Source organism: Sphingomonas sp. BAUL-RG-20F-R05-02, from assembly GCF_022662305.1.
Classification (GTDB): Bacteria; Pseudomonadota; Alphaproteobacteria; order Sphingomonadales; family Sphingomonadaceae; genus Sphingomonas.
Genome location: NZ_JAKNQH010000002.1, coordinates 275,315 through 297,178 on the forward strand (window position 1 = coordinate 275,315; position 21,864 = coordinate 297,178).

Sequence of the window (21,864 nt, forward strand, 5' to 3'; positions counted from 1 at the left end):
TTCCGCTTTTCGCCCGAAGCGAAGAGGTGAATCGAACGCGCTCCAGAGCGAAGCGTCAGACCCGGCTCGGTCGCAGCCCATGCGGGGCGGCAGGGCGGCGGCGTTCGGCGGCGATGAAGCCGACCACCGCGATGGCGACCAGCGCGACCAGCATGCCGAGGATCATGTCGGAAAGGTAATGCGTGCCCTCGATTGGCGTCGACAACAACATCGCGACGTCGATCGCCACCACCGCCCAGCGCAACCGCACGATCTGCCATCCCGCCGCGATGTAGACGAAGGCAGAGGCGGTGTGGAAGCTCGGCGCGGAGACAATCCCGCGCAACTGCCCCAGGTCGACGACGCGGTCGCTGCCCGAACGAAGCGCGGGGATCAGCCCCTGCTGCCAGATCTCACTTTCGGGAAGATAGGGCAGCGCGCCATGCCAGAGGTAGGACAGCGGGCCGATCGCGGGCATCAGCGGGTAGAGCGCCAGCGTCAGGAAGGCCGCCAGCCAAAACGTCGCCAGGAACCGGTACACCTCGTCACTGCGACCCTCCCAGGCGAACCACGCCAGGATCACCGCCGGGGTAAGGTAGATGCTGCGATACGCGGCGGTGCCGAGCAGCTGCAGGCTGCGGTGTGCCGCCACCGTCTCGTAGAGCCCGACCCAGTTGAACCCGAGCATCCGGTCGGCCCGCTGAAGCGCCGCATCACTGAAGCCGTGCGACAGCGCCGCCAGCGGATAGGTCGATACCGCGCCGATCAGCACGATCGCGGTGAGCACCGCGTAATAGCCCGCGATTCGCGCGACGAGCACCAGCCACGGCACCGGGTGACGCAGCGCCGCAACGCGCAGCGCGAGCGCAATACCCGCGGCTGCGGCAAAGGGCAGGTTGCTCGGGCTCCACGGATCGATCGACAGGCCGGCGCTACGCATCAGCAGCACAAGCATGACAAGTGACAGCGCTAGACCCGCGGCGATCCATTTGGCGGGGAGGGACAGGGTGGCGAACACAGGCTGACTGACGCTCCAGTTTTACCGGGCGGCACGGGAGCGATGCCGGACGGTCGCGCTTGCTACCGCGCGTTACAGGGAAATGACAGCTATGGACGATCCCCCGCGTCGCGTTGCTGACCCGCGTGTGACATTCTCGTCATGCTGTCGGACGGTACGCCCTCTTTGCGTCGCGGATCAGCCGGCGTGTCAGGCCGGCCGCGCCTGACGGAGCGCAATCCCAGCGGCAACACCCTGGGAGCCTCGGCTGCGAGATCGGTAAATAAACGCCGGCTTAACATCGCATTCCGGGCCCGTTCAGCGCGACTCGTTCAGGTGGTTGCAACAAGCTGGTCCACCGAGGCGTTATAGTTGCCGCAGGCGGAAGGGCTTTGGGATGCAAGGAGAACGAACATGAACTCGTTGTTGAAGAAGGCCGGTCTAGGTGTTGCCCTCGCCGCGACCGCATTGACTGCGGCCGTTCCTGCCGAGGCGCAGTGGCGTGGCGGGTATCGCGGTGGCTATCATGGCGGCTACCACGGCTATCGTGGCGGCAACGCAGCCGGCGCGGCGCTTCTCGGCGGTGTGATCGGGCTTGGCGTCGGCGCGGCGATCGCGAGCAACAATCGCGGCTATTACCGCGACGGCTATTACGACCGTGGATATCGCGGCTATTACGCGGGACCGCCGGTCGCCTACTACGACGGCTATTACCGTGGCCCGCGTTGCTGGACGTCGTATCGCTGGGACCCGTATTACGGCGAGAACATCCCGGTTCGCGTCTGCAACTGATCCGACGCGATCTGGACGACGAGACGGCGCGGGTACTCCCCGCGCCGTTTTCGTATCTGGCGTTCGGCACCGTTTTGCGCCAAGAGGCCCGCCATCATGACCGACACGCCCCCCGATCGCCTTTCGTCCAACCCGCGCAGCCCGTTCTTCGACGAGGCCAAGCTGTCACGCGGGATCGGCATCCGCTTCAACGGCAAGCAGCGCACCGACGTCGAGGAATATTGCCGCTCGGAAGGGTGGATCCGCGTCGCGCTCGGCAAGAAGGTCGATCGCAAGGGCCAGCCGCTGACGCTGAAGCTGTCGGGCGAGGTCGAGGCGTGGTTCGAGCGCCCGGCTGACGATGAAGCGGTACCTGCCGACGAGGCGTAAGCCCACCTACCCTCAGTCGTGATCGACGAAGCTGCCCGCCGGCAAGGTCTGCTCGGCCAGGCCGAGGTCTAGAACCGCGTCGCTTGGTGCCACGCATGTGCGCGTCGAGAACGGCTTTCCGTTTTTGCTGACGATCACACCCGACCGGAATTCGGGATTGTTGGTGGTTTTGAAGCCGGTCCGGTACACACCGCTCCAGACGGTGTAGGCATAGTCGCCGCGCACGAACCGCACCTGACTTTCGCCGCCGCCTGAATAGGCAGTGTTAGCATAGGACAGGTCTGCCGAGTTCGCCGGCGAGGCGAGCGCTACCGCACCCGGCCTACCGGCGCGATACTGTACGCCACCCGCACCTGCGCATACCGACACGGTCTGACGACCAGTGCTGCACGAGAAGATCGGACGCTCGTCGACGGTGCAGAGACCCACCACCTGTGACCGAACCGGCGCGGCAGGCGCCTGCGCGGCGGGTGACACCAAAAGGAGCGCGGGTGCGATCAGGACTGCAGCGGTCGGTTTGATCCTAGGTCTCCGGCAATGCTTCCAGCGTTCGTGTCGAGACACCGGCACGTCGAGTGGTCCCTCGACGTCACTCGCGACGAACGCTGGGTGTGGAGTCGTGCCTCAGTGCACGAACCGCGCGACCACGTCGCGGTAGCTGCGGCTCACCTTCACCTGCGCGCCTGATCCCAGCACCAGGAAGCACTCGCCGTTGGTGTGCGGCTTCACCTCTTTCACCAGATCGAGGTTGACGATGGTCGAACGGTGGACGCGCTGGAACCGGCGCGGATCGAGCCGCTTTTCCAGATCCTTCATCGTCTCGCGCAGGATCAGCGTGTTGTCGCCGGTGTAGATGCACATGTAATCGCCGGCCGCGTCGATCCGCTCGATCGTGTCGACATCGACGCGGAAGATCTGGCCGCGATCCTTGATGTTGATGAGCTTCTCGAACCGGTTGGCGGACACCTGATCGCCGCCGTCGGTGATATCCTCGACCGAATCGGGCGCGACTTCGGCAAGCACCTCGCGCAACCGGTCGACCTCCTCGACGCCGCGCTTCTCGGCAAGGCGCTGGCGGACGCGGTCGAGCGTATCGGCGAGGCGTGATTCGTCGACCGGCTTCATCAGGTAATCGGTCGCCTGCGCCTCGAATGCCTTCAGCGCGTGGTCGGAATAGGCGGTCACGAACACGAACAGCGGCGGCTCGACCTCCATCAGCCCCTGCACCACCGAGAAGCCGTCGAAGCCGGGCATCTGGATATCGAGGAAGACGAGATCGGGCTTGTGCGTCTTGATTGCGCGAATCGCCTCACGGCCGTTGGCGCACTTCTCGATGATTTCGACATCGTCATGCGCTTGCAGTCTCAACTCAAGCCCTTGAATAGCAAGGGTTTCGTCGTCGACCAAAATGGTACGGATCGTCATGCGGCCTCTCTCTTCGGTTCCTCTAACTGGAACGGTATTTCAATCTCGATCCCGTATCCGCCCCCCGGGATCGAACGCGTCTCGAAGCGGTGGTCAGGCCCGTAAGCCTGCGCCAGCCGCTCCTTTATATTGGCGAGCCCCACGCCAGTTGAAGCGCTTGCCCGCGCTTTCATTTCATGCAAGCCCGGCCCGGTGTCCGATACGCCGATCTGCACCCGATCCCCGCTCAACCGCGCGACGACGTTGATTTCGGCCCCGTCCTCCTTGGGCGTCACCGCATATTTGATCGCGTTTTCGACCAACGGCTGAAGCAGCAACGACGGCAGCCGCGCCTGCGAGACTCGCGGATCGACATCGAAGCTCGGCCGCAACCGATCCTCGAAGCGCATCTTCTCGATTTCGAGGTACAGCTTGAGCGTCTCGACCTCCTGCTGAATCGTGACGTGCGCGGTCGGCTCGTTGGCGAGCGTGTAGCGCAGGAACGACGACAGCCGGCTGAGCATCGCGTTGGCCCGCTCGGTCTGCTTGAGCAGCACCAACGTCGAGATCGAATTAAGCGTGTTGAACAGAAAATGCGGGTTGAGCTGATAACGCAGCATTGCCAGTTGCGCGGAACTGGCGGTGTTTTCCAGCGCGGCCATCTGGTCCATCTGCTGCTCGACGATCAGGTAGAAGTTGATCCCAAAATACAGCGCGGACCAGCCCGCCAGCACGGTAAAGTTGAGGAAGATCGTGCCGAGCACCAGGCTGAGGTTTAGCCCCGGATCGGCCAGCTTGATGAACGAGAACGAGAACGCGTCGAGCACCGAGTACAGCACCGTCGCGACCGCCAGCGTGATGATCGACAGGATCGCTGAGGTGAGCCGGCGCCGCCTGCGATAATAATGGTACAGCGTGGCGAGCAGCAATGTGATGCAATAGCCGACGATCGACTCGACGATCACCGGCACCACGCCCGAAATATCCTGCCCGTTGGACAGGCTGGAGACACTGCGCAGGATCAGATAGCCCGACCACCCGGCGGATTGCAGCCGCCAGAAGGCGCGTGCCTTATCCTCGAAGAACGGCCGCGAGAAAATCGCGGGAAGGGAAAACAGCGCCATAGTGCCACACCCTAGCCCGGTCGTACCGCGAGAGCAAAGTCATGCCCATCGCGCACCCGCTGGCGCTTCAACCCGACCGCGAAGCCGGCTAGAGTGCACGCAGCCAGTGATTGCAAAACCCAGCGTGTTATCTACATACCACAGTCAGACCGCGGGCGATCCCGCAAAGGATGAGAGCATGGCCGATACGCAGACCACCGAGCAGAGCCTGGTGCTGACCCCGCCCGACCCGGTGCCCGTCCTCGCGCCGGAGAAGGCGGCGGGGCTGGTGCCGGTCGACGACACGGTCCGCACGCAGTTGCAGACGCGGGTGGCGGGGTTCGTGAGCGATCTCGTCGCGCAGGATGTCAACTCGCCGGAGTTCGGCAAGCGCGTCGATCAGATCGCGGCGATGGGGCAGAAGGAAATCCGCGAGGCGGCGGGTCAGTCCAACCGCTTCCTCGACCGCCCGGTCAAGGCGATGGATGGTGAAAGCGGCGTCGGCGCAGATCTCACCGCGCTGCGCCGCACGATCGAAAAGCTCGATCCCGCCGCCAACAGCAGCCTGATCTCGGGCAAGGGCGGATTGCTCGGCAAGATCTTTGGCGGTGGCGTCACCAGCTATTTCGATAAATACCGGTCTTCGCAGACGCACATCAACGCGATCCTCAAGGCGCTGGCCAGCGGCAAGGACGAGCTGCTGATGGACAATGCCGCGATCGATACGGAACGTTCCAATCTGTGGGCGGCGATGGGCCGGCTCGAACAGATGATCGTACTGTCCAAGGAAATGGATTCGAGCCTCGAGGACAAGGCGAACGAGCTCGATCACAGCGACCCCGCCAAGGCGAAGGCGATCCGCGAGACGGCATTGTTCTATGTCCGCCAGCGCACCCAAGACCTTCTGACCCAAATGGCGGTGACGGTGCAGGGTTATCTCGCGCTTGATCTCGTCAAGAAGAACAATGTCGAGCTGGTGAAAGGCGTTGATCGCGCCTCCACCACCACCGTCTCGGCGCTCCGCACCGCCGTCACCGTTGCGCAGGCGCTGGCCAACCAGAAACTGGTGCTCGACCAGATCACCGCGCTCAACACCACCACCGCCAACATCATCGATTCGACGGGCAAGCTGCTCAAGAGCCAGACCGCGCGCATCCACGAACAGGCTGCCGCATCGACCATCCCGGTCGAGACGCTGCAACGCGCGTTCCAGAACATCTACGACACAATGGACGCGATCGACACGTTCAAGCTGAAGGCGCTCGATTCGATGAAGTCGACCGTCACCACGCTGTCGAACGAAGTCGAGAAATCGAAGGGCTATATCGCGCGGGCCGAAGGGGCGACGCAGAACACGCTGTCCGGGCCGGCCGACACGTTCAAGCTGGAGGCGGTGTGACATGACCGACGTCGACCGCCAGATCGCGCGCACCACCGACCTGCTCGACCGCACGCGCGAGCGGACGCTGGCGCAGCGGCGTCGGGCGCGCGGCGGCACCAGCCTCGCCAAACGCGCCGGACTGATCGCCGGCGCCGATCTCGCCATTATCGTAGCGACGATTGTGGTCGGCTGGATCGTGCCGATCGGGATGGGCGGTGCGCTGCTCGCCGGCGCGTTGCTGGTGGCGGTGACGCTGATCCTCGCGTTCGCACGGCTGTCGACGCCGGTCGCACCCGAACGGCTTGCGCAGGTGCCGCTGAAGGCGCTGCCCGCCAAGACCGAACAATGGCTGGAAACACAGCGCCCCGCCTTGCCCGCGCCCGCGCAGATGCTGCTCGACGGGATCGGCACGCGGCTCGACATGCTCAGCCCGCAGTTGGCGACGCTCGACGAACAACAGCCCGCCGCTGCCGAGGTGCGCAAGCTGCTCGGCGAACAGTTGCCCGAGTTGATCCGTGGCTATGCGCGCGTGCCGGAGCCGCTGCGTGCCCAAGCGCGCAACGGCCGATCGCCCGATGCGCAACTGACCGACAACCTGAAGCTGATCGACGACGAGATCCGCGAGATGAGCGCGCAACTGGCGCAGGGCGATCTCGACAGTTTCGCCACGCGCGGTCGCTTTCTGGAGATCAAATATCGCGACGATAAAGCGACGTAAGATTTGCAAAATACTGCGTCGTAACGGCTTGGTCACCGTGCGGTCGGTATTCGGTAACCATTCTGCTCAATTCGCTGTTTAACGTATCTCCCTAAGCCGGCGTCTACTGCTTGGGGGAGTATAGGATGTACAGGAACTTGCGCGGCGCGGTCGCGATCGTCGCCCTTGCCATGCCGATCGCCGCACAGGCCGCACCTGCGGACGTGCTGCAGCCGGTTCAGGCCGGCGTGGAAAGCGTGCGGTTCGATCGCGGTGATTACATCGTCGATCATCCCGGCCGCCGTGCGGCAGTGCAGATTCGGGCGATGCCGAGCGACCACGGCCACCTCTCGTTCGTGGTGGCGGTGATGAACACTGGCGCGGAAGCGATCAACATCGATGTCGGCAACATCCGCGTCGATGGCATCGCCGAACCGGTCAGCGTGCTCACCCGCGCGCAGATGGAACACATGGCGGCGAACCGCGCCGGCTGGGCGAAGGCGCTGATGATCGTCGGCGGCGGGCTGGCGGCAGCGGCGCAGGCAACCCAACGCAATCACTATACTGCCGTCGCCGCCACGCCGCGCAGCTTCGCCGCGGTAAACGCCAGCACCGCCTGCGGCGGTTGTCAGATCGCCGCGAGCGAGACGATAGCGCAGACCGGCTCCACGCTCGACCAGATCCAATACCGGCTCGACGAGACGCGCCGGCAACTCGGCGAACAGATGTTGCAGCTGACGACGGTGTTCCCCGGTCAGTCGTATGGCGGCCGCATCTTCCTGTCGCGTTTCAAACATGCGCCGAACGATCAGGTCCGGCTGAGCGTGCAGGTCGGCGATGAAACGCTGACGGTGGCGTTCCGCTTTGCGCCCGCCGGCGCGCCGCTGCCGAGCTACCGGCTTGCCGCCGCGCCGGTGGTGCTGGCCACTACGGTCGCGCCGCCGGCGATGGCGATGCGCCCGGCGATCGTCGCGCCGCCTGCCGCGACGACGCTGCGCGCCGTGGCAAGGCCGGTCGCATTCGCCCCAACGGGCGCGATGCAGACGCCGGGCGTGGATGCTGAAACGCGTTCGAAATGGCAGCGCTATTACGCAACGTTGATCGCCAGCGGCGTGGCCAGAGGCCAGGCCCGTAACATGGCGGACGAGGAGTTCGGCGCGGTCGATTGAGACCGGCGAGCCTTCCCGCTCGGGGCGAAGAGAATCGTCCAATCTCCGGCACAATACAAGGCTTGTTTCGCGCGAAAATGTTGCGCAAACATGTGGCGTGCCCAGGCCTGGGTACGCCGTGTTAACTAAGCGAAAGGAGGTGATCCGATGTCTCATGGTTCAGCAATGGGGTCGGTTCAGTTCGTTCGGGGGACGCACCGCTAAAGCTTGCCGGGCGTGACGGGGGGTATCCTCCCCCAGACAACGTCGCCGCCCATCAAAGCTTCGCGGTCCGCATGGTCTCCCAAGCTGGAGCTTCCGGCCGCTGACCATGTCAGGAGGTTGCCGGGTGCCGAAAGGCCCCGGCAGCCTCTTTTCATATCCGACGGCGAGGGGGTCGTCATCGCCGCGCAATCTCTGCTTCATCTAGCAAGAGCCGCAGCACAGAAATCGGCTGTTTCCCTGCCACCGGTCGCATTTTCCCGGCCGCGATGATCCTGTGATTGACGCCGCCTGCGCGATTTCACAGGGGGGCGAGGGCATGCGCAAGATCGTCCTCTCCACCATTGGTACGCTTGGTGATCTTCATCCCTTTATCGCCATCGCCCAGGCGCTGGATCGCCACGGCTTCACGCCGGTGCTGGCGGTCGCGGAGGACCAGCTCGATAAATGCCGCGCGGCGGGGATCCAGGCCGTGGCGGTGCTGCCAGGCTTCGACACGGTGCAGCGCCGCATGGGGTTGAGCGAGAACGCCGCTGTCAAGCGCATCATGAGCAACCAGATCGAGATGCTCGAACAGGTGCTGCTCCCCGCCCTGCCGGAATGCATCGAAAAGCTCGAGGCGGTGGCACATGACGCAGAGGCGATCGTCGCGTCGATCTTCGTGTTCGCAGCGCCGATCGTCGCCGAGAAGACCGGCGTCCCGCTGGTCTCGGTTGTGTTGCAGCCGATGGCGATGCTGTCCGCCTACGATCCGCCGCGCACGCCCGATTTCTGGATGATGCGCCACGCGCCCAACGGCGCGATCGGGCGCGCGTGGAACCGCATCGTGTACGCAACGATGCGGCGGGCGGTGCAGATCAAATGCGGCCCGGCGCTCGCCCGCGCTCGTGCACGCCACCATCTGCCCCGCAAGAGCGCACGCCGGCTGCTGGAGGCGAGCGACCGATCGATGCTGACGCTGGGCATTTACTCGCGCCACTTCATGCCGCTGCCGCACGACGTCGCCGGAAACACGCGACTAGTCGGCTTTCCCATCTTCGACAGTCAGAGCGGTGCGGAGGAGATACTCGACCCCGCGCTGTCCGCCTTTCTTGCGCGGGGCGATGCGCCTATCGTGTTCACCTTGGGCAGTTTCGCAGTACACTGCCCCGGCAACTTCTACGCGGCGGCTGCCACTGCTGCGCGCGCGATCGGCCGGCGCGCGGTGCTGCTGACCGGCGGGCGCGATGCACCGTGTGACGAGGACGACGTGTTCCGCTGCGCCTATGCGCCCCACTCACTGCTGTTTCCGGCGGCGGCGGCGGTGGTGCATCACGGCGGTGTCGGGACGACCGGGCAGGCGCTGCGCGCGGGAAAACCGCAGTTGGTCGTGCCGCACATGGGCGACCAATATGATCACGGCCAGCGGATCGAGCAACTTGGTGTCGGTCTGTCGATGAAGGCGCACCGCTTTACCGCGACGCGCGCAGCCGGGTTGATCGGGCGATTGCTCGACGACACCAGTTACGTTGCCACGGCCGAACGCATCGGCCGGCAGGTCTCACGTGAACACGGCGCCGACGCTGCGGCGGCCGCGATCGCGCACGCGCTCGGGCCCGTGCAGAGCAATGCCGCACCGGTATTGCCGAGCGTGATAGCCTGAGCCTCCCCGGGCGGCGCGCGACGATCTGTTAGCGCACGCGCTCCAGAAGCATATCGCCACCAGCCGGGGGAGCGGCAATCACTGGGCGGCTTGCCTCCCCCTCCTTCGCATCCGCCCATCCGGTGGCACGCGGCAGCCAGGGGTTGAGGAACAGCAGCGGCAGTTTCAGGAATAGCAGCTCGCGATGAATCCAGAAGTCGATCAACCGCTCGCGCCGTTTCGCCTGCGGGCGGCCGGTGCGGACCAGCCAGTCGCGATAGGGTTGCCAGTGGCTTGGCTCGTCGCGCTCGACGATGCGGAAGATCTTCACCAGCACCGGATCGGACCGCACCAGCGCTGATTTCAGCAACGTGTCGACCTGCTTCATGCCGCGCATCTCGGTCAGCATGATGACACGGCACAACCGCTCGAACAGCGCTTCGCTGGCGATCACCGCCTGAGTGTCGAGATCGTCGATGGTCGAGCCGAACGCGATTTCGACGAAACGATCGATATGCCCGCACGCCCGATCGACCGAGAGCGGCATGTGTCCGCGCAATTCGAACCAGCGGCGGAACATCACGTAATGCTTGCGCTCGTCAGCGCGGTGCTTGCGGATCGCCGCGATAAAGCCAGCGTCATCCGGGCAGTGCGCCAGCACCGCCTCCAGCACACGGTCGATGCTCGTATACCCGCGATGTTCGTTGTAGATGTAGATGGAGCCGAGCACATCGAGATACCGGCGTCTGAAGGCGTCGAACATCGTCCGGTTATTAACCCCCATTTGGGCCGCATGCGGCCCGCCTCTCCGGTCTGCCCTGTTTCGGGCTTTCCTCATGGTAGCACCGCGCGCGGGATTGCCTAATGATATTGCGCGGGCACTTGCGGGCGCGTGCGGCCTTGCGCATCATCGCACACGAACAGGAGTACGGGGGAACTATGCGGAACATCCTTCTGCTGGCGGCACTGGCCGGCGCCGCGCCGGCGACGGCGCAAACCGTGGCGGTCGAGGAAGTCCCGGTCGAGCGGCTCGACGCGATGCTGGCGAACGGCGGAGCGACGAGCGAGGGGATCACCCGCGCTTACCTCGCGCGGATCGCAGCGATGGATCGCACCGGGCCGACGCTGCGCGCGATCATCGCGCTCAACCCCGATGCGCTGGCGGCGGCGCGGGCAAGCGACGCGCGACGCAAGGCGGGCAAGGCGATCGGCCCGCTTGATGGCATACCGGTGCTGGTGAAGGACAATATCGAAACGCGTGACCCGATCGCAACGACCGCCGGCAGCCTCGCGCTGAAGGACAACGTCACCCACCGCGATGCACCGCTGGTGGCGCGGCTGCGCGCGGCCGGCGCGGTGATCCTCGGCAAGACCAACCTGTCGGAATGGGCGAACATCCGCTCCGACCATTCAATGAGCGGATGGAGCGGTGTCGGCGGGCTGGTGCGCAACCCCTATGCGCTCGACCGGACCGCATGCGGGTCGTCGAGCGGGACGGGCGCGGCGGTGGCGGCGAGCTTCGCCGGTGCGGGCGTCGGCACCGAAACTGATGGCTCGGTCGTATGCCCCTCGGCGATGAATGGGCTGGTCGGACTGAAGCCGACGCTCGGCCTCGTCAGCCGCACGCATGTCGTGCCGATCAGCCACAGTCAGGACACGCCCGGCCCGATGGCGCGCAGCGTGCGCGACGCGGCGATCCTGCTCGGCGGAATGGTCGGTCGCGACCCTGCCGACACCGCCACGCGCGCAGCGGACGCGCATGTCCACGATTTTGCCGCACAACTTGCTGCCGCATCGCTGATGGGCGTGCGGATCGCGGTGCTGCATCCCGACATGCCCGAGGCGATGAAGCCGGTCTATGCCGCCGCGCTTGCCGTGCTGAAGGCGCGAGGCGCGGTGCTGATCGATGTCGACGCGCCCAAGCTCGACGGACTGGGCGAGGCGGAAAGCGCGGTGCTGCACACCGAGTTGAAGGCCGATCTCGCCAGCTATCTCGCCACCACGCCGGCGGCGGTAAAGACGCGCACGCTCGGCGATGTGATCGCGTTCGACGATGCCAATCAGGCCGCGGAAATGCCGTTCTTCGGGCAAGAGTTCTTCCTTGCCGCCGAACGGACGCATGGCCTGAGCGACCCTGAGTACCTCGGCGCACTGGCGAAATCGCGGCGGCTTGCGGGCAAGGAGGGGATCGATGCGATGCTGGCGCAGGCGAACGCCACGCTGCTGGTCGCCCCGACCTACGGTGTCGCGTGGCTGAGCGACACCGTGTCCGGCGACGGCAGCGAAGGGCCGAGCGCGAGCCAGTTGCCGGCGGTGGCGGGCTACCCGCACCTTACCGTGCCGATGGGCCTCGTGAAGGGGCTGCCAGTCGGACTGTCGTTCATCGCGACGGCGTGGGGCGATCAGGCGGTGCTGAACGCAGGCTATGTCTACGAACAGGCTTCACACGCAAGAGTTGCGCCGCGCTACTTGTCCAGCGCCAACCTCGCTCCCGCGATCGACGGAACGCGGTAAACGACCGGCTTGACGGATCGGCCAGCGGGGCGAACGCTCGGCACTCGCCTACGCGACACCCGCGCAGGCGATTCTCGCCGTCTGCATATTGCCGTCGGAATGACCCCGCGCAGCATTGCCGCTGCCGAGGCGGGATGCAGAACACCGTCGCGGGCGTCGTCGCATGGGCCGTCCGGTGCGTTGTTCTGCCAGATCGTGGACCGCGCGGTGAAGCGGACCCACAGGTTCACGCACGCCGCGTTGATGACGCACCTGCACGACATCGCGCCGACCGAGACTTATCTCAGCCTGATCGCCGATGACGCGGCGCACCAACTGTATGCACAGTAAGGCCGAGCAGCGTTACGGCGTCGTATCGGCGGTACAGTGGTAAACGATCTTCTCATTGGGGCTGGACGGTAGCGCCGCCCGCACCGCCGCCTGCTGGGTAGCCAGGCTGGCGCGCGCAGCGGGATCGGCCGAACACGCCTTGAGCGGCACCTGCGCGCGGATCTTCCGCACCGCGTCCATCTGGTCCGCGCCGAGGAAATAGCGCAGCGCGGTATAGCTGCCGGTCGCTGGGTCGAACTGCAGCAGCGACACGGTCTGCTCTTCCGAAGGCACGAGAACACGCTCCCACCGCGCACCGTTCTCCGCATATTGCGTACGGCCGTTCATGCACCCGTCCCGCCCCCAGTCGAGCTTGACGGGATCGGTCGAGGACGAGACGATGCGGCTACGCTCGGCCACGACCGAGCAAAGCAATTTGCCGCTCGCCGCCTGCGCGAGCGGGGTCGGCGTGGCGAGCGGCGTGGTGTCGGGGGGCAGCACGGGGTCGCCGGTCGGACGATTGAAGAACACGACGGCGGACGCGACCATCAGCAGCACGCCGAACGCGCCCGCGCCAATCGCCCAGCGCCGCTGCGACCGTACTTCGAGCAGCCCGCCCGCACCGACCGCAAGCGCACCGGCGACGAGCAGCACGGCGGCGAGCGCCATCACATTCTCACGGTTGTTCTCGACATCGGCGCGCGCCTTGGCGAGCGCCGCCTCATGCGCGAGTGCGGCGCGGGCGGCGGCATCACGCTTCGCGGCATCGGCCTGCGCGATCGCCTGCGCATCGGCATCGCTGTCGCGCTTGAGCGTGTCGGCCAAACTGGTGCACGGCAGGCCGACCGCCGCATACGGCTGCTTTGCGGCGGCGAGGAACGCGGTCAGTTCGCTGTCGGCGATGGCAAATCCGAAACTGCTGTCGCCATCCTGGTTCTGCGTGATCGCGGAATTCACGCCAAGCACCCGTCCGCACGGGTCGAGCAACGGCCCGCCCGAATTACCACGTGCGATCGCGGCGGTGTGAAGCAGCACCTGCGTACCCGACATCGACCGCCGCCCGGAGTAGGTGCCCTCGGTCCGTACCGGCGTAAGCGGGTGAATATAGTCGGTGGAGGATTGCGCGGTGGCGAGATCGACGTTGCCGGGGTAGCCGAGCGCGGTGACGCCGCTACCCTCCTCGACCGGGCCGCTGTAGAGCGCGACCGGCGGCAGCCGCGCGCCGGTGAACTCGATGATGGCAAGGTCGCGCGCCGCATCAAACGCGATCACCTTGCCCTCGTAGCTCTTGGTCCCCTCCGATGGGACCACGCCGACCACGACGTTGCCGGGGTAGCGGTGCGCCACCTCGACGACATGCGCGTTGGTGACGATGCGGTTGGGCGCGATCGCGAAGCCACTGCCGTGACCGAAGCCGACCACCTCGCCATCCACCATCGCGATGGTGACGACCCGCACCACGCCGCGTGCCGAGGCGGAGATATCGTCAGCGCGGGCGGGGGCAAGCGCGGCGAGGAGCGCGACTGCCAGCATCACGATCAGCCGATCGATACGGACGGTACGCGCGGCGACGAGGAAGGTTGAAACGGTCATCGCGGTATTTTCTGGCAGGAAGCGACGCGGCAGGACAGCCCAAAAGCGGCCACCTGCCCCGATCGCCCGGCGCGTTTCGCGCGATTAGCTGTCCGACTCGTGGCGGTCGCGCTGCTCCTTGAGCGCGGCCAACGCCGTGTCGATCCGCGTCTTGTCGCCGCTGTCGAGCGCGGTCGAAAGGTCGGCGGCAAAGGTGGTGAACCTGGCGCCGTGGCTGGGCGCGTAGGCGATCGGCGCGAGCGCTGCCTTGGCCGCCGGATACTCACCATCCGCGATCCGCTGGAACACCACGTCGAACCGCAGGCGCGGATCGTCCGCCAGCAGGTCAAGCGCATGGTACAGCCCAGCCTTGGCGTTTGCCGTGGGCGCCTGACCAGCCGCCGCAAAGCTTCGGTAATAGAGCATCAGCGGTTCGGGATCCTCGGTCTGGAGGCGGTTGGCCTGCGCGAAGCTGCGGCGCACCGCGCTCCATGTCGCGACGTCGCTCCGCTTGGCCGCCTTTGCGAGTTCCTGCTCTGCACGGCCCTTGAACACGAACGCCTTTTCGGTGGCGGGGGCGATCGCGATGGCGCGATCGGCGGCGGCGAGCGCGGTCGCGTTATCCTTCGCGTCGATCGCGGCTTCGGCAAGCTCGAGCTGCGCCGCGGCGTCGTCCGGCACTAGCGTCGCGGCCTTGCGCGCCAGCGCCAGCACGCCGGGCGCGCTCGATTTGTCCACGCCAGCCTTGCTGCGGATTCGTGCCGGCATGCTCGCCGCCTCGCCCGCACCCAGCTTGCGAACGTTGACCGCATCGATGGTGATCGCGCTCGCCGGAATGGTACGCACGTCCACCTTGGCCGCGCTGATCTGCCTGGCCAGTTCGCGCTGAAGCTGGTCGAGGTCGCCGAACACCTTGGCAGCCTCGATCGGCGTCTTGCCCTGATTGAGCGCTTGCAGGAACGCCCCGAGTTGGCCGCGACGGCTCGGCTCGAACGTCAGGTAGTGGATCAGCAACCACCCGCGCCCGTAGATTTCGCTCACCTCGTCCATGTAGATCTTGCGCGAGTCGGACGTGAGCATATCCCGCACCGACAAGGCATTCCGGTCAATCAGCGAGCGTACGCGGTACGCGGGCGGCGCGCCGAACGTCACCGATCCGTCCGCGCCGAACGTCGCCGTGCCATGGAATTCGGCAAAGCCCTCCACGAACCAGTACGGCAATGCCATCGTCGGATAAGTGTCGAACATGAAATGGTGCGTATATTCGTGGCGCAGCACGGAATCGCCATCCAGATCGTAAGCGCCGCCGCTGGTGCCGGTAAACAGGCGGGAGCCGGTGATGTGCGTTTTCGACGTTGCGCTGCGCGGCACGAAGGCGACCGGACCGCTTACCGACGGGCGATAGAAGCCCGCGACGTTCGGCCCGGCCAGGCTCTCGATCTCCGCGATATCCTTTACGACGTACACCGTGACGCGCGCGACCGGTGGCACCGGCGGATCATCGACGCCCCGAAACACCCGCATCGCCTTGTCGAAACGCTCGAGCTGTTCGGCATAGGATTGCAGATGCTTGGGGTCGTCGTTCGAGAACACCGCGAAATGCTTCGAATCCGCCTCGTACCAGTCGGCGTGCGCGGCGGCCGGTACACATGCCAGACACAGCGCCATCAACCGTCGAATCATCGCAGCCCCCCCCCCAATGCACCCCCGTGCGCTTCAAGCGTAAGAGCGCGCCTTACAGAAAGCTATACGGATCAACGTCCACCACCACCCGCACCTTGGCGGACCAGACCACCCCATCCAGCCAACTGCGGATCACATCCTGCACGTCGAGCGCGCGCCGCGCGTGCACGAGCAGGCGGAAGCGGTGTCGCCCGCGCAGCATCGCCAATGGCGCGGGCGCAGGGCCGTACACTTCCATCGCCTCGATCTTGGGCGCGGCGCGGCCGATCGCCTTGGCGGTGTCCTGCGCCGCGCCCTGATCCTCGCTCGATACCACGATCGCGGCGAAGCGCCCGAACGGCGGCGCCCCCGCCTCGCGCCGACTTTCGGTCTCGGCGGCATAAAACGCCTCGGCATCACCGGTGATGAGCGCGCGCATCACGCTCGCGTTCGGGCTGTGGGTCTGGAGGTAGACGTGGCCGGGCTTGGCGCCGCGCCCGGCGCGGCCGGACACCTGCATGATCTGCTGAAAGGTCCGCTCGCTCGCGCGCAGGTCGCCGCCCTCCAGCCCGAGATCGGCGTCGATCACGCCAACCAAAGTCAGGTTGGGAAAGTGGTAGCCCTTCGTCACCAACTGCGTGCCGACGATGATGTCGATATCGCCCGCCTCCATCCGGCCGACGAACTCGGCGGCCTTGGCGGGGGACCAAATCGTGTCGGAGGTGACCACCGCCACCTTCGCCTCCGGGAACAGCGCGCGCACCTCGTCGGCGATGCGCTCCACGCCGGGGCCGACCGGTACCAAAGCATCCTCGGTCGAACATTCCGGGCAGACGCGCGGCACCGGCTCGGCATGGCCGCAGTGATGGCAGGCGAGCCGCCGCACCAGCCGGTGCTCGACCATCCACGACGTGCAGTTCGGGCATTGGAAACGATGCCCGCAGGTCCGGCATAAGGTCAGCGGCGCATAGCCACGCCGGTTGAGGAACATCAGCGCCTGCTCGCCGCGCGCCAACGTCTCGTCGAGCGCCTTGACCAGACGCGGTGCCAGCCATTTGCCCCGCTCGGGCGGTTCGGCGATCAGGTCGATCGGTTCGATCGCGGGCATCTCCGCCGCACCCCAGCGGCCGGGCAGCTTGACCTCGGCATAGCGGCCGGCGGCGACCTGCTGGCGCGTCTCGATCGCGGGCGTGGCGGAGGCGAGGATCACCGGGCAGCCCTCAAATTTGCCACGCATCACCGCCACGTCGCGGGCGTGATAATGCACGCCGTCTTCCTGCTTGAAGCTAGTCTCGTGCGCCTCGTCGACCACGATCAGCCCGAGATTGGCATAGGGCAGGAACAACGCCGAGCGCGCGCCGACCGTTACCATCGCCTGACCGTCGGCGATCTGCCGCCATGCCCGCCGCCGCTGGGAAGACCGCAAGCCCGAATGCCACGCCACCGGCGCACAGCCGAAGCGGGCGGCGAAGCGCGTGAGGAACGGCTCGGTCAGCGCGATTTCGGGGAGCAGCACCAGCGTCTGCCGCCCCGCCGCGATCGCCGCCGCCACCGCCTCGAAATACACCTCGGTCTTGCCCGAACCGGTCACACCGTCGAGCAGGGTCGGCTGGAACCGCTCCGCCACGACATCCGCGACCAACCGCGCCGACGCCTCGCGCTGGTCCGCCGACAGCGCGGGCGCGCCGTGTGCAGGGTCGGGCATCGCGAACGGCTGGTCGATATCCACCGACACCGGCTCGATCGCGCCGGTCTTTACCAAGCCCCGGATCACCGCGTCGGATACGTCGGCGATGGTGGCGAGTTCGCGGATCAGCCCCTGATGCGCGCCGATCCGCTCCAGCGCCTGGGCACGCTGCGGGGTGAGCCGGTCCGGCACATCACCGGTGGCGCGGTATTCGGTGACCAGCTTCGCCCCCTCCAGCGCCGAGGTGGAGGCGAGCGCCATCCGCGCGACCGCGGCGGGCGGCGCAAGATAATAGTTCGCGGTCCACTCGATCAGCCGCCTGAGCGGCGCGGCGAGCGGCGGCACCGGCAGCACGCCCATCAGATTGCGCAAACGATTGTCGCCGACCTCCGCATCGGAGGGCATCCGGTCGGCCTCCCACACCACGCCGAGCAACTGGCGCGGGCCAAGCGGCGCAACCACGACCGACCCCGGCTCGACGCTCATGCCGTGCGGCACGCGGTAGTCGAGCGGGCCAAGCGCGGAATTCATGACGAGGACACGGGCACGGGACATGGTGGCCACGTATCTAGGGACCGGCGCGGCAAAACGCGACTGTCGCGTCCCACTTCGCGGTTGCGGCGGTTTGCGGTAAGGCAGCGGGGATGATCCTGCCCATCGCCTTTGCCGAGCATCTGGCCCGCGACCGGCGGCGGTCGGCGCATACCGTGCGCGCCTATCAGGCGACGGCGGAGCGGCTGATGGCGTTCCTGCAAGGCCATTGGGGTGCTGCGGTGACGCGAGAGGCGCTCGGGCAGATCACTGCGACCGATCTACGCGCGTTTCTCGCCGCGCGGCGCGGCGCGGAGACCGGCACGGGGCTTGGCAACGCCTCGGCCGCGCGCGAACTTTCCGCAGTACGCGCTTTTCTGGCCTTTGTGGGTGTCGCGGCGCCGCGACTCTCCGGCCCGCGCGTGAAGAAGGGCGTGCCGCGTCCGATCTCTCCGGACGAGGCGATCGCACTCGCCGACACGGTGGCGGAGGCGCGCGACGAGCCTTGGATCGGCGCGCGTGATCTTGCGGTCCTGCTGCTGCTCTACGGTGCCGGCCTGCGGATCGGCGAGGCCGTCGGGCTGACGGGGGCGGCGCTACCGCTTGGCGAGACATTGGTGGTGACGGGCAAGCGCGGCAAGACGCGGATGGTACCGCTGCTGCCGCAGGTCCACGCGGCAGTCGAGACGTACGTCTCGCTTTGCCCCTATGCGTTAGCGCGCGATGCGCCGCTGTTTCGCGGTGCCAAGGGCGGTTCGCTCGCGCCCGGGCTTATCCGCCGCGCGGTGCAGACGGCGCGCGCGCAGCTCGGGCTGGCGGAGCGCACCACCCCGCACGCCCTGCGCCACAGCTTTGCGACGCACCTGCTCGGGCGCGGCGCGGATCTGCGCGCATTGCAGGAACTGCTGGGGCACGCCAGCCTCGGCTCCACGCAAATCTATACGGCTGTCGATGCGGCGCACCTGCTCGACGTCTACCGCAGCGCACACCCTCGCGCCTGATGCTCACCGGTATCTTCGGCATCGAGTGACATCAGTCGGGGGGTAATGTTGCCACCCGCTAGTTTGCCAGGCGGCAGCAAGATTTACACCGCGAGGTTCTCGCTCGGGACGGCATAATAGCTCGCGACGCGATCGGCATAGGCCTGATCGAAATCGGGCGCGTTGTTGGCCCAGCTCGGGCCACCTTCCAACACGCGCCGGTCGATCGTGACGACATAGCTGTCAGACACCGGATCGAAGTCGAGCAGGCTGAACGGCAGCGGGTAGAACGCCTTGCCCATGCCGAGGAAACCCCCGATCGTCAGCACCGCGTACAGCGCATGGCCGCTGCGCTTGTCGACCATGAAGGCGTGAACGGTGCCAACGCGTTCACCATCGCGGCTGCGCACCTTCATCGCGTCCGAGCGGTTGGAGGAGATCAGCAATTGCGTGGCGGGTTGATCGGTCATGCGGGAGCCCTTTTACGTGTCGGAGTCGTAACGGGTGGCGCAGCGCGCGGTTCCTGAACGTGCGGGTGCGACATTTCATCGGCGAAGCGGCACGCAGCCTGTTGAGCCGGACGCCCGCCTGCCGCATAGCGTGCGGCATGCGCGCACGTTTCCTAGTCGGCCTTTGCCTCGTCTCGCTTGCGGGCTGCGTGGCGAAGGCTCCGCCACCATCGCCCCGCCCCGCGCCTGCGCCTGCGCCGATCCGAGCGCCAGTTCGGACCCCGGTGCCGTTACCGCCGCCACCGCCGCCCGCCGCAAGCGACTGGCGTGACGTGCCGTTGACGCCGGGGGATTGGGTGTACCGGCAGGATGCCCGTGGTTCGATCGCGTTATACGGCGTGCCCGGCAGCGACGCGCTGGTGACGCTGCGCTGCGACACGGCGGCGCGGATGGTGTACCTGTCGCGCGCGGGCAGCGGCCCGGCCGCGCCGGTGACGATCCGCACCACCAGCACCGCGCGCACGCTGAACTTCACCCCGACCGGCGGCAACCCGCCATATCTTGCGGTGGCGATCACGCCGCGCGATTCGCTGCTCGATGCGATGGGCTTCAGCCGCGGGCGTTTCACGGTAGAGCAGTCCGGTGTCCGCACTTTGGTCGTACCGGCCTGGGCAGAAATCGAGCGCGTGACCGAAGACTGCCGAGGCTAGAAGCTGCGAGCCGGAGTTACACGAAGGTTCGGCGATATCCGGCGTGCGTCGCGACGCAGCGCCACCGAGATAGCGGCGACATCATGGCGACACGCTGTGCTGGCGATATGCGGATGATGGACCGCAAGGCCGGTCGATGGGCAGGCGTCGCGCGACACGTGCCGCCGGGCGCCATTTACCGCTGAACACTGTGCCGATGATGAGGCACCGGCCGGCACTCCCGGTAGCGTAATAGCATCACCATCGCGGTAGAAGCCGCCTTTCCCGTCTACGCCAGAGCGAAGTGTGTCGGCACAATGCCGCGCCGTAGGCTGGGCATGCCGGCAGAACGTTTCTGGCACGCCCAAACGACGAGAGCCACGAGCAAACGCTCGTGGCTCTCAGATCCGCTTCGAGCGCGAGCGCGGAGGTGGTCAGCGTCCGATCAATGGCCGGGCGCTGGCGGGACTGCGCCGGGGGGCATCGCGCCGGGCGCTCCGCCCTGCATCTGCTGTTGTTGCATCTGCTGCTGCATCTGCATCTGGCGCAGCGTGGCTTCAGGAATGAAGTCGAGCAGGTCTACCGTAAAGGCCAGTACCGAATTCGCCGGGATCGGCCCCTTGGCTTCGGCGCCATAGCCGAGGCTGGGCTTGATCCAGAACTGGTACTTGGATCCCTTGGTCATCAGCTTCAAAGCCTCGCTGAAGCCCGGCACGACACCGCTGACGGGCATCGGCGTAGGCTGCTGCGACTTGTCGAAGGTGGTGCCGTCGAGCAGCTTGCCTTCGTAATTCACCAGCGCGACGTCGGTGTCGGTCGGCTTCTCGGTGCCCTGCCCCGGCTGCAACACCTTGTACTGCAAGCCAGACGGCGTCTCTACAACACCCTTGGCGTGGCGGTTCTTGGCGAGGAACGCGGTGACCGGATCGACCGGCGCCTGCATCGCGAGCGCCGCTGCCGCCACGAAGGCCAGCGCGATGCCGACCCACACATAAACCAGGATGTTCCGACGGATCGGTTTCATCGGTACGGCGGTGATCGACATTGGCTGTCCCCGGGGGATCGTCCGGCGCACGGCGCACCAGATCAGGTTATACTATCGACGGTCAAAGGCGCGAACGCGAGCGGCATTTACCGCGCGCCGTCACGCTCCAGGCGCTTGCGCTCAAGCTTGCGGGCGCGGCGCACGGCGGCTGCACGCTCGCGAGCGCGCTTCTCGCTGGGCTTCTCGTAATGGCGGCGGAGCTTCATCTCGCGATAAACGCCCTCACGCTGCAGCTTCTTTTTAAGGGCGCGCAGCGCTTGGTCGACGTTATTGTCGCGAACGATGATTTGCATAAAAAGCTCGAACTCCGGATCAATAGAAATCGGTCGTCGCAAGCCAAAGCTCGCGCCGCAAGCGGTGCGCCCTACACGCACCCACGCCCGTTTTCAACCGATTGTTGAATCAAGCCAACAGCTTCGGGCCTTCCTTGGCGAGCTTTGCGCGAATTTTGTCAGCGAACAGACGCAGCAGCGGCGGCAGGTCGATCACCGCGTGCACCTTGTCATCGAGCGCCTCGACTCGGCTCGACACGCGCTGGCCCATCGCGACGATCGTGAAGTGCAGCGTGTCGCCATCCCAGCGATGCTCCGTCACCGAACTGCCGGGCAGCATGGTCGTGGCCTTCTGCACGCCCTGCTCAAGCCGCGCACGGATCTCGGCGCGGGAGTGCTGGTGCGGAATGTCCATCGTAATCGGATCGGCCATGGATCAGG

22 protein-coding genes are annotated in these 21,864 nt (G+C 66.3%); 10 read left to right on the top strand and 12 right to left on the bottom strand.

Annotation, left to right across the window (positions count from 1 at the left end):
* Nucleotides 1–55 precede the first annotated feature (55 nt).
* Nucleotides 56–997, bottom strand: coding sequence for a phosphatase PAP2 family protein (locus L8F97_RS06235; protein ID WP_242147617.1), 942 nt, complete (start codon nt 995–997; stop codon nt 56–58).
* A 393-nt stretch (nt 998–1,390) separates the two neighbouring features.
* On the opposite strand from L8F97_RS06235, the gene L8F97_RS06240 reads away from it, so the two are divergent.
* The gene (locus L8F97_RS06240) at nt 1,391–1,768 is read left to right on the top strand and encodes a hypothetical protein (RefSeq protein ID WP_242147619.1); all 378 of its coding nucleotides are present in this window, start codon (nt 1,391–1,393) and stop codon (nt 1,766–1,768) included.
* Between the two features lie 96 nt (nt 1,769–1,864).
* Nucleotides 1,865–2,137 carry a DUF3297 family protein gene (locus L8F97_RS06245; protein WP_242147621.1) on the top strand — a complete coding sequence of 91 codons (273 nt, stop codon included), beginning with the start codon at nt 1,865–1,867 and terminating at the stop codon, nt 2,135–2,137.
* Between the two features lie 12 nt (nt 2,138–2,149).
* On the opposite strand, the gene L8F97_RS06250 is transcribed toward L8F97_RS06245, so the two are convergent.
* From L8F97_RS06250 to L8F97_RS06260, 3 genes are all read right to left on the bottom strand, one after another.
* A complete protein-coding gene (locus L8F97_RS06250) occupies nt 2,150–2,614 on the bottom strand; it encodes a hypothetical protein (RefSeq protein WP_242147623.1) in 465 nt (154 codons plus the stop codon).
* A gap of 147 nt (nt 2,615–2,761) precedes the next feature.
* Nucleotides 2,762–3,562: a LytR/AlgR family response regulator transcription factor gene (locus L8F97_RS06255; protein WP_242147625.1), complete on the bottom strand. Its 801-nt coding sequence runs from the start codon at nt 3,560–3,562 to the stop codon at nt 2,762–2,764.
* Nucleotides 3,559–4,665 (bottom strand): sensor histidine kinase, encoded by a 1,107-nt coding sequence (locus L8F97_RS06260; protein ID WP_242147626.1) that lies wholly within the window; start codon nt 4,663–4,665, stop codon nt 3,559–3,561. The genes L8F97_RS06255 and L8F97_RS06260 overlap by 4 nt, the downstream gene beginning before the upstream one ends.
* 178 nt (nt 4,666–4,843) lie before the next feature.
* Here L8F97_RS06260 and L8F97_RS06265 point away from each other — a divergent pair, with 178 nt between their 5' ends.
* The 4 genes from L8F97_RS06265 (at nt 4,844) to L8F97_RS06280 (ending at nt 9,734) form a co-directional block, all read left to right on the top strand.
* Nucleotides 4,844–6,043 (top strand): toxic anion resistance protein, encoded by a 1,200-nt coding sequence (locus L8F97_RS06265; RefSeq protein ID WP_242147628.1) that lies wholly within the window; start codon nt 4,844–4,846, stop codon nt 6,041–6,043.
* Nucleotide 6,044: 1 nt separating this feature from the next.
* Nucleotides 6,045–6,743 (top strand): hypothetical protein, encoded by a 699-nt coding sequence (locus L8F97_RS06270; RefSeq protein WP_242147630.1) that lies wholly within the window; start codon nt 6,045–6,047, stop codon nt 6,741–6,743.
* A gap of 125 nt (nt 6,744–6,868) precedes the next feature.
* Nucleotides 6,869–7,891, top strand: coding sequence for a hypothetical protein (locus tag L8F97_RS06275; RefSeq protein ID WP_242147632.1), 1,023 nt, complete (start codon nt 6,869–6,871; stop codon nt 7,889–7,891).
* Between the two features lie 520 nt (nt 7,892–8,411).
* Entirely contained in the window at nt 8,412–9,734 is a 1,323-nt protein-coding gene (locus L8F97_RS06280; protein ID WP_242147634.1) for a glycosyltransferase, read from the top strand.
* A 28-nt stretch (nt 9,735–9,762) separates the two neighbouring features.
* Here L8F97_RS06280 and L8F97_RS06285 read toward each other — a convergent pair whose 3' ends face one another.
* The gene (locus L8F97_RS06285) at nt 9,763–10,476 is read right to left on the bottom strand and encodes a ferritin-like domain-containing protein (RefSeq protein WP_242147636.1); all 714 of its coding nucleotides are present in this window, start codon (nt 10,474–10,476) and stop codon (nt 9,763–9,765) included.
* 176 nt (nt 10,477–10,652) lie between these two features.
* Between L8F97_RS06285 and L8F97_RS06290 the strand changes: the two genes are divergently transcribed.
* Together L8F97_RS06290 and L8F97_RS06295 are read left to right on the top strand one after the other, a co-directional pair.
* Nucleotides 10,653–12,227 (top strand): amidase, encoded by a 1,575-nt coding sequence (locus tag L8F97_RS06290; protein WP_242147637.1) that lies wholly within the window; start codon nt 10,653–10,655, stop codon nt 12,225–12,227.
* Nucleotides 12,228–12,326: 99 nt separating this feature from the next.
* Entirely contained in the window at nt 12,327–12,557 is a 231-nt protein-coding gene (locus tag L8F97_RS06295; RefSeq protein ID WP_242147639.1) for a hypothetical protein, read from the top strand.
* 12 nt (nt 12,558–12,569) lie between these two features.
* On the opposite strand, the gene L8F97_RS06300 is transcribed toward L8F97_RS06295, so the two are convergent.
* From L8F97_RS06300 to L8F97_RS06310, 3 genes are all read right to left on the bottom strand, one after another.
* Nucleotides 12,570–14,129, bottom strand: coding sequence for a S1C family serine protease (locus L8F97_RS06300; RefSeq protein ID WP_409929011.1), 1,560 nt, complete (start codon nt 14,127–14,129; stop codon nt 12,570–12,572).
* An 84-nt stretch (nt 14,130–14,213) separates the two neighbouring features.
* The gene (locus tag L8F97_RS06305; protein WP_242147641.1) at nt 14,214–15,791 is read right to left on the bottom strand and encodes a hypothetical protein; all 1,578 of its coding nucleotides are present in this window, start codon (nt 15,789–15,791) and stop codon (nt 14,214–14,216) included.
* Nucleotides 15,792–15,843: 52 nt separating this feature from the next.
* On the bottom strand, nt 15,844–18,012 hold the full coding sequence (locus L8F97_RS06310; protein WP_242147643.1) for a primosomal protein N': 2,169 nt from the start codon (nt 18,010–18,012) through the stop codon (nt 15,844–15,846).
* A gap of 89 nt (nt 18,013–18,101) precedes the next feature.
* Here L8F97_RS06310 and L8F97_RS06315 point away from each other — a divergent pair, with 89 nt between their 5' ends.
* Nucleotides 18,102–18,989 (top strand): tyrosine recombinase XerC, encoded by an 888-nt coding sequence (locus L8F97_RS06315; protein ID WP_242147645.1) that lies wholly within the window; start codon nt 18,102–18,104, stop codon nt 18,987–18,989.
* 83 nt (nt 18,990–19,072) lie between these two features.
* Here L8F97_RS06315 and L8F97_RS06320 read toward each other — a convergent pair whose 3' ends face one another.
* Nucleotides 19,073–19,438, bottom strand: coding sequence for a PRC-barrel domain-containing protein (locus L8F97_RS06320; protein ID WP_242147647.1), 366 nt, complete (start codon nt 19,436–19,438; stop codon nt 19,073–19,075).
* A 137-nt stretch (nt 19,439–19,575) separates the two neighbouring features.
* On the opposite strand from L8F97_RS06320, the gene L8F97_RS06325 reads away from it, so the two are divergent.
* Complete coding sequence (locus tag L8F97_RS06325; protein WP_242147649.1) at nt 19,576–20,127, top strand: hypothetical protein; 552 nt, start codon at nt 19,576–19,578, stop codon at nt 20,125–20,127.
* Between the two features lie 424 nt (nt 20,128–20,551).
* Here L8F97_RS06325 and L8F97_RS06330 read toward each other — a convergent pair whose 3' ends face one another.
* The 3 genes from L8F97_RS06330 to L8F97_RS06340 all read right to left on the bottom strand — a co-directional run bounded on the left by L8F97_RS06330 (nt 20,552) and on the right by L8F97_RS06340 (nt 21,856).
* Nucleotides 20,552–21,151 carry an FKBP-type peptidyl-prolyl cis-trans isomerase gene (locus L8F97_RS06330; protein ID WP_242147652.1) on the bottom strand — a complete coding sequence of 200 codons (600 nt, stop codon included), beginning with the start codon at nt 21,149–21,151 and terminating at the stop codon, nt 20,552–20,554.
* 86 nt (nt 21,152–21,237) lie between these two features.
* Entirely contained in the window at nt 21,238–21,444 is a 207-nt protein-coding gene (gene rpsU, locus L8F97_RS06335) for a 30S ribosomal protein S21 (protein ID WP_034160206.1), read from the bottom strand.
* Nucleotides 21,445–21,553: 109 nt separating this feature from the next.
* Complete coding sequence (locus tag L8F97_RS06340) at nt 21,554–21,856, bottom strand: polyhydroxyalkanoic acid system family protein (RefSeq protein ID WP_242147654.1); 303 nt, start codon at nt 21,854–21,856, stop codon at nt 21,554–21,556.
* Nucleotides 21,857–21,864 lie beyond the last annotated feature (8 nt).